Genomic DNA, 5,411 nt, shown 5'->3' with positions numbered 1-5,411 from the left:
TGTCGCGACTGACCTGTCAACCATCAGGAATGCTGTCCCAGGCACGCCGTGTCAACTATGTCATGACTTCAGACACCGCCATCTCCACAACAAGCGGCCCCGGTTCTGATCAAGGACCGGGGCCGCTTGCGTTTTACCCCGTCGCGTAGACTTGGGCGCGCTATGACCACCGCGAAGACGATGTCGAAGAAGCTGGGCTGCCTCGCAGCGTGCGCCACGTTGACCGTGGTTCTGGGGGCGTGCGTGCCGGCCGGGGAGGAAGCCACCGCCGGTGCCCCTGAGTCCACTGAAAGTCACGCGGGTGGCGAGTGGGCGGGGGACACAGTGGACGTCGTCGACAACGAGGGCGCGAAAACTGTGCCGTTCAAACCGGAGCGGGTGGTGGTATTCGACCCACGCATGGCGGCGCTGTTGAAAGATCTCGGTATCGACGCAATTGTCGCGACCAGCCCCGAAGAGGCTGCAGATGCCGAACCGGATATGGTTCTGGTCGGCGCAGAAACGTCCCACAGCGCCTCCGAGCTCCAAGATGTCGCGGGAGCGCCGGTGGTGGATCTCACTCCGCGCCCCGATCCGCCGCTGGATTGGGAAATGGTGCGTCAAGTGCAGGTTCTGGGCGTCATCTTCGACAAAGAAGAAGAAGCGGAGCAGATGGACAGCGACTTCTCCGACGCTCTCGAGCGGGCCCGCAACGCGGTCGGGGAAGACTGGTCGGCGACGGCTGTGGAAGCCAGTGGTGAAGCTGCCGAGCCCCTTCCTGCAGACGGTGGGAAGCTGTGGGGTCCCGTGATGGACATGGTGGGCCTTAAACCAGTGGAGCTGAACGAAGAGCCAGACGTCATTCTCGTCGAGGAGCGTGAACCGGATATGCGCTCGTCCGACTATGTACCGGCGTTGAAGCTGCTTCTGGATGATAAAGAGCTTGCGGAAACTCCGGCGGTTGAGAACGTGAACATCTACGTCGGCCCGTTTGACGTCCCAGAGGTGGCAGGGGCAAGCACGTACATCCTCATCCTCAATGAGTTGGCCGACCACTGGTCAATCAGCGGTTAGGAAGTGTGATGTTGGGGGAGGGGTATTGACCCCTAGGGGTCATGTGCTAGGTTAGGCAAAGCTTACCAACTTTCTATGTATGGAGGATCTCCTATGAAACGTGTTTCCCGGCTCGTTGCCATCGTGACTGCTGCCTCACTGACCCTCGCCGGCTGCGCTGGCAACGCGGATGACTCTGCCGGCGATTCGGCTGAAACCACCCAGGCAGACGCCGGTTCCTCCGACAACGGTGCTGAGGGAGACGGTGCCTCCGACACGGTCACCATCGAGGACAACGAGGGATCCAAGGAGGTTCCGGTCAACCCGTCTTCCGTCGTCGCCCTGGACAACCGCAGCTTCGAGATCCTCGACGAGTGGGGCATCCAGCCCGTCGCCGCCGCCCGCGCGCTCGTGCCGGAGACCATTCCGGGCATCGCGGACAACGACGACATCATTGACATTGGTAACCACCGCGAGCCGAATCTGGAGGCGATCGTCGCTGCTGAGCCGCAGGTGATTGTTTCCGGCCAGCGTTTCTCCGAATACAACGAGGAGATTGAGAAGCTGGTTCCGGATGCAGTCCTCATCGACCTCGAGCCGCGCGAGGGCGAGCCGTTGGACAAGGAGCTCCTGCGCCAGGTCGACGCCCTGGGCAAGATCTTCGACCGCGAAGAAGAAGCCAAGAAGATGGCGGATGACTTCACCTCTGCGCTCGACCGCGCGAAGAAGGCTTACAACGATGAGTGGAAGGTCATGGCCGTCAATGTCTCCGGCGGTGAGATCGGCTACGTCGCTCCGAAGGTCGGTCGTACCTGGGGTCCGCTGTTCGACCTGCTCGGGCTGACCCCTGCTCTGGAAATCGAGGACGGCAGTGATGACCACCAGGGCGACGACATCTCCGTGGAGGCTATCGCCCAGGCGAACCCGGACTGGATGCTTGTGCTCGACCGCGACGCCGGCGTGCGCACCGAGGACTCCGCTCCCGCCCAGCAGGTCCTGGATGAGAGCCAGGCTCTGGGCAACGTCACCGCTGTGAAGGAGGGCAACATCTACATTGCTCCTGCGGACACGTACACTAACGAATCGATCCTGACCTACACCGAGATTTTCAACGTTCTTGCCGATCAGTGGGAGGCTGGCGCTTAGTGCCGCATCGCTTATCCGCGAAGACCCGCCCGCCGCTCGCCGAATGGAAGCTGCTGGCGGGTATCGCCGTTGTTGCCGGGTTGCTCGCCGTCTCGTTGGTGGTGGGACAGTACGACATCCTCGGCAACGACGACGGCGCCGACATGTTCTGGACTACCCGCGTCCCACGCACCATCGCACTCGTGCTGTCAGGGATGGCGATGGCCATGAGCGGCATGGTGATGCAGCTGCTTACCCAGAACAGGTTCGTCGAACCCACTACGACCGGTACAACAGAGTGGGCCGGGCTCGGCCTGTTGGTGGCGCTTTACTTCATCCCGAACCCTTCGCTGACTGTGCGCATGGTCGTCGCAGTGGTGTTCGCCTTCGTGGGCACCATGGTGTTCTTTGGATTCCTGCGCCGGGTGGCGCTGAAATCCTCGCTGATTGTGCCGATCATCGGGATCATGCTCGGGGCGGTGGTCAGTTCTATCTCCACGTTTTTCGCCATGCAGACCGACATGCTCCAGTCGCTGGGCATTTGGTTCGCCGGCTCCTACACGTCGGTGATCCGCGGGCAGTATGAAGTGCTGTGGGTCGTTGCCATTGTCGTTGTCCTCGTGTTCGTCTTCGCTGACCGGCTCACTGTGGCTGGCCTGGGTAAAGACATCGCCACGAATGTCGGCTTGAACTACGAGCGGGTTGTGCTGCTCGGCGTCGGTCTGGTCGCCATCGCCTCAGGCGTGGTCACAGTCGTAGTAGGCATGCTGCCGTTTATCGGTTTGATCGTGCCCAATCTGGTGTCCATGTTCCGGGGCGATGATTTGCGCTCCAACCTTCCCTGGGTGTGCCTGCTCGGCATCGCCGTGGTGACGGTGTGCGACATCATCGGCCGGACCATCATCGCGCCGTTCGAGATGCCCGTCTCGGTCATCCTCGGCGTCGTCGGTGCAGTCGTGTTCGTGGTGTTGATCATCAGGCAGGAGCGGTCATGACGGCAGGAACAAAGGAAACAACTGCAGCTCGGGCGAGGCATGTGGGGGCGTTTCAGTCGTCGACAAGCAAACGGCGTTACTGGATCGTCATCGTGTGTCTGCTGGTGCTCGCCGCCAGTCTGACGTGGGGGCTGCTCGCGTACGAGAACCCGATGGACGTGGGCACGCGGGGGTACTGGCTCATTGCGGAGCGCCGCGCGAACTCCGTCCTGGTCATGGCGCTGGTGGCGATATGCCAGGCGACGGCAACAGTGTCGTTTCACACGGTGACCGGCAATCGCATCATCACGCCGTCAATCATGGGTTTTGAGGCCCTCTACGTGGCTATTCACACGTCCACCGTCTACTTCTTCGGCGCGGTGGGTTTGACCAACGCGCGCACGGTAGAGATGTTCGTGCTGCAGCTCGTGGTCATGGTCGGGTTTTCGCTGTTGCTCTATTCATGGTTGCTGACCGGCAAGAACAACATGCACGCAATGCTGCTCGTCGGTGTGGTCATGGGCGGCGGACTCGCGAGCTTGTCCACATTCATGCAGCGCATGCTGACCCCAAGCGAATTCGACGTGCTCACAGCGCGGTTGTTCGGATCCGTGAATAACGCTGACCCGGAGTACTTTCCGGCGGCCATCCCGTTGGCGCTCGGCGGGGCGCTGTTGCTGCTGGTGCACTCGCGAGTTCTCAACGTCTTGGCGCTGGGGTGTGACCCCGCCATCAACCTCGGTGTGAACCACCGTGGCCACGCAATCTATGTGCTGGTGCTCGTCAGCCTGCTCATGGCAGTTTCGACAGCGCTGGTCGGGCCGATGACGTTCCTCGGATTCCTCGTGGCCACTTTGGCGTACCAGTTCGCGGACACCTACGATCACCGGTACATCTTCCCGATGGCTGCGCTCATCGGATTCGTCGTCATGACCGGGGCGTACTTCGTGATGAACCACATTTTCTACGCCCAGGGCATCGTGTCCATCATCATTGAACTCGTCGGCGGCGTCGTGTTCCTCGCTGTGATTCTGAGAAAGGGGTCGCTGTGATCAAGCTGTCCTCGGTCGAGAAAACGTACGGCCAAGAAACAGAGATCGGGCCGATCGACCTAGAAATTCCCGCTGGCGGCATGACCGCCCTCATCGGACCGAACGGCGCGGGCAAGTCCACGTTGCTCACCATCATTGGCCGGCTTCTGGAGCAGGACTCCGGCACCGTCACTGTGGCAGGCCACGACATCTCCGCCGTGAAGAGCAAGGAACTCGCCAAGGAATTGTCGATCCTGCGCCAGGAGAACAACTTTGTCACCAAGCTCACTGTGCGCCAACTCGTCGGATTCGGCCGTTTCCCCTACAGCAAGGGGCGCCTGACCGCCGAAGACGAGGAGATCATCTCGCGCTACATCGACTTCCTTGGTCTGCGCGGGCTCGAGGGGCGGTACCTGGACCAGTTGTCCGGCGGCCAGCGTCAGCGTGCATACGTCGCCATGGTTCTCGCGCAAGAGACGGACTATGTGCTTCTCGACGAACCCCTCAACAACCTCGACATCTCCCACTCGGTGGACATGATGCGCCACCTGCATGATGCCGCAGAGAACCTGGGTAGGACCATCATCGTCGTTCTGCACGACATCAACTTCGCGGCCCGCTACGCCGATTACATCTGCGCGGTCAAAGACGGCCAGATCGTAGAATTCGGTCCTCCCAAGGATGTCGTTCGCTCCGACCTGTTGTCCTCGATCTTCGGCACATCCATCGACGTGATCAACACCTCGCGTGGGCCGGTAGCCGCCTACTTTTAGAAGCTGGAAGCATGTGGCGCGCATTTCAGCGGTTGAGCGCCCAGTTAATACACGGTTTAGGCGCCCGTTTATGCAGGTAAACAACCGGTTCTAACAAATATTTGCGTTCTTCGGAGCTTTGGAGTTATTGTGTTGTTCCGTCGCTGCGAGACGTTACCAACTGGTAAACGGAACGTAATGACGAAAACAAATCGAACTTACAACGGAATTGACACGGAGTGTTGGTCTCCAGTAAAGTCGATCAAGCCGCTTCGGACGGAGCAAAGAACAAAAGTTCCCGAAGAGCGTGCGTGTGTTGTGTGAGAACTCGATAGTGTGCCAATGTTTTTTGGTTGGTTGTGTGCGACCTTTTTGATGCCTGCACGTGTTTGTGTGTGGTGTGTGCTGGTCGGTGGTGCTTGAACCTATTGATGGGGTGTCACTGTGCTGGTTGGTCGTGTGTGACTGATTGGAAATATATTTTTTGTTGCTTCTTC

General features: G+C 60.0%; 5 protein-coding genes. All 5 read left to right on the top strand.

What is annotated here, in order from left to right; genetic code table 11:
* Positions 1 to 162 precede the first annotated feature (162 nt).
* The 5 genes from KBX18_RS11630 to KBX18_RS11610 all read left to right on the top strand — a co-directional run bounded on the left by KBX18_RS11630 (position 163) and on the right by KBX18_RS11610 (position 4,935).
* Complete coding sequence (locus KBX18_RS11630) at positions 163 to 1,053, top strand: ABC transporter substrate-binding protein (RefSeq protein WP_255996258.1); 891 nt, start codon at positions 163 to 165, stop codon at positions 1,051 to 1,053.
* A gap of 93 nt (positions 1,054 to 1,146) precedes the next feature.
* Positions 1,147 to 2,178 carry a siderophore ABC transporter substrate-binding protein gene (locus KBX18_RS11625; RefSeq protein ID WP_005291501.1) on the top strand — a complete coding sequence of 344 codons (1,032 nt, stop codon included), beginning with the start codon at positions 1,147 to 1,149 and terminating at the stop codon, positions 2,176 to 2,178.
* Positions 2,178 to 3,152, top strand: a complete 975-nt coding sequence (locus KBX18_RS11620) for an ABC transporter permease (RefSeq protein ID WP_005291499.1) — start codon at positions 2,178 to 2,180, stop codon at positions 3,150 to 3,152. Before KBX18_RS11625 ends, KBX18_RS11620 begins: the two co-directional genes overlap by 1 nt.
* The gene (locus KBX18_RS11615) at positions 3,149 to 4,183 is read left to right on the top strand and encodes an iron chelate uptake ABC transporter family permease subunit (RefSeq protein WP_255996257.1); all 1,035 of its coding nucleotides are present in this window, start codon (positions 3,149 to 3,151) and stop codon (positions 4,181 to 4,183) included. Before KBX18_RS11620 ends, KBX18_RS11615 begins: the two co-directional genes overlap by 4 nt.
* On the top strand, positions 4,180 to 4,935 hold the full coding sequence (locus KBX18_RS11610; RefSeq protein ID WP_005291496.1) for an ABC transporter ATP-binding protein: 756 nt from the start codon (positions 4,180 to 4,182) through the stop codon (positions 4,933 to 4,935). The genes KBX18_RS11615 and KBX18_RS11610 overlap by 4 nt, the downstream gene beginning before the upstream one ends.
* Positions 4,936 to 5,411 lie beyond the last annotated feature (476 nt).

The sequence above is a fragment of the Corynebacterium sp. CCUG 69979 genome (genome assembly GCF_024454095.1).
Taxonomy (GTDB): domain Bacteria; phylum Actinomycetota; class Actinomycetes; order Mycobacteriales; family Mycobacteriaceae; genus Corynebacterium; species Corynebacterium genitalium.
The sequence above is the reverse complement of the archived record's forward strand: the minus strand, read 5'-3'. Positions and strand labels throughout refer to the sequence as shown.